The following is a 2,069-nucleotide window of genomic DNA, read 5'->3' as shown; positions in this document are numbered from 1 at the left end:
CGACTATAAGAATGAATCAACACAAAAAAAGCCGTCTGAAAAATCCATCAAGCAGATTTTTCAGACGGCTTTTTTGCGTTTACCGATGGCTTAACGTGCGGGTACGACGCCCATGCGCTGTTTCAGCGAGGTTTGCGGTTCGTTGAAGAGGCTGGCGTAGTAGGTGGCGTTGGTCATCACTTTCTTCACGTAATCGCGTGTTTCGTTGAAAGGGATGGTTTCGGCATAAATCGCGCCTTCCAGCGGGGTGGAGGCCTGCCATCTGCGGGCGCGGGAAGGGCCGGCGTTGTAGCCTGCGGTGGCCATGACTTCGTTATTACGCAGGTTGCGGCGGGCGTCGGCCATATACCAGGTGCCCATGCGGATGTTGCCGTCCATGGTGTAAAGCTCGCTCGTGCTCATGCCGATTTTGCCGGCGATTTCACGCGCGGTGGAGGGCATGACCTGCATCAGACCTTGTGCGCCGACGCTGGATTGCGCGCCCATTACGAAGCGGCTTTCCTGTCGGATCAGGCCGTACACCCAGGCGGGATCAACGTTGACCTGCTCGGCGTAGCGGACGGTGGTGTCTTTAAACGGCGAAAGGTAGCGCAGGTTGTAATTCAGCTTGTGGTCGGTGCGGTCGGCGCTGTTGATGGCCATGTCGTAGAACTGGTTGTCGTAGGCCACTTGGGCGGCGGTCAGCAGGTTGTCTTCGCTGAAGCCGCGCGTGGCGAAACGCCATTCCGATTGGGCTTGGGCGCGCATTTTGCTGTTGCCCGATGCTTGTGCGTTTTTAAACAAAACCAGTGCGCGGTGGATGGCGCCGTCGGCAGCCATGCGGTTCAGGCTGTTGCGGCTCGGTGCGGAGACGTTGTTGCGGGTATCGACGCGGCGGCCGAGTTCTTCCATCGACATCACGGCGTAGAAGTTGCGGCCGGACGCGGCAGCCTGCTCATACAGGGCTTTGGCGCGGCTGCTGTTGCCTTGCGCGGCCAGGCTGCGGGCCAGCCAGTATTGCCAAGTGGGGTCTTTCTGCAGCTTGGCGGGCATGGATTGGATGATGCCGGCCAGTTCGTTCCAGCGTTGCAGGCGCAGCGCGGCGCGGGCATACCATTCGAATTGTTCGTCGGTCAGCTGCTTGCGGTCGGTGATGCGGTTGTAATAGGCGAGGGCGGTGGCCATATTTTGGCTTTGCGCTTGATAGTGCCCCAATACGCCCCAGGCAAAGCTGCTTTGGGCGCTGCTCAGGCCGCTTTCCATCGCGGAGAGCGTGGCAGCGGCGGATGCGGATTTGCGTGCTTCGCGGCCGATAACGCTCAACAGGCTGTATTCCTGCGCGCCTTGTGCGCCGCCGTCAAACGGGCTGCCCAAAGCGGCGGCCAGGTTACGCGCATCGGTGGTTTGGCTGTTGCTCAACAAGCCGCGCACGCGGCGCCAGGCATCATCGGTATTCAGACGGCCTGAAGCGGCTGCGGCTTCTACCAGCTTGGTACAGCCTGCGGGCAGGCGGCCGGTGGCTTTCACCAAGTCGGCGGCCTTGCTGTAATCGCCGCTGTATAAATCGGCATAACACTGCACTTCTTGGGCGCGGCCTTTGGCATCGAGCTTACGGTATTCGTTTTGAAACAGGCTCCATTGGCCGCGCGCGCCCAGGCTTTTCAGCCATTCGTTGCGGACGTTTTCCGCCATCGCGCTGTCGCCCGCTTGCGCCAGAAACTGCTGCGCCGTCATATCGTCACCGCGTTTGGCGGCATCCAGCGCACTTTGGTATTGGCTGAAGTCGGACAGGATTTTGGCTTCCGATTCGCTGCAGCGTGCGGGTACGGCAGCGGAAGCATCCGTGTGCACTTGGGGCTGAGTGGTCGAGGCGGGCTGCTTGTCGGAAGAGCAGGCGGCCAATACGGCAGCGGCCAGCAGGGACAGGGAGAAAGACAGGGGGCGGTTGAAATTCATGTCGGCTTTCTGAAATGGCTCAATCGCCGCATTTTAAATGATTTTGCCGCCGATGGTGGGAGATTGATGGAATTTTTACATTGGGGCGCGGGGTTAGTGGGGAGTATCGGAAGTGTGGGTGATATATAGTCGGA

1 protein-coding gene is annotated in these 2,069 nt (G+C 59.7%); it reads right to left on the bottom strand.

Annotated features, from left to right (window positions below; all coding sequences use genetic code 11):
- Nucleotides 1–90 precede the first annotated feature (90 nt).
- Nucleotides 91–1,935, bottom strand: coding sequence for a lytic transglycosylase domain-containing protein (locus BDE01S_RS10220; RefSeq protein ID WP_066081180.1), 1,845 nt, complete (start codon nt 1,933–1,935; stop codon nt 91–93).
- Nucleotides 1,936–2,069 lie beyond the last annotated feature (134 nt).

Origin of the sequence: Bergeriella denitrificans NBRC 102155 (genome assembly GCF_001592185.1) — a bacterium.
GTDB classification, from domain to species: Bacteria; Pseudomonadota; Gammaproteobacteria; order Burkholderiales; family Neisseriaceae; genus Neisseria; species Neisseria denitrificans.
The sequence above is the reverse complement of the archived record's forward strand: the minus strand, read 5'-3'. Positions and strand labels throughout refer to the sequence as shown.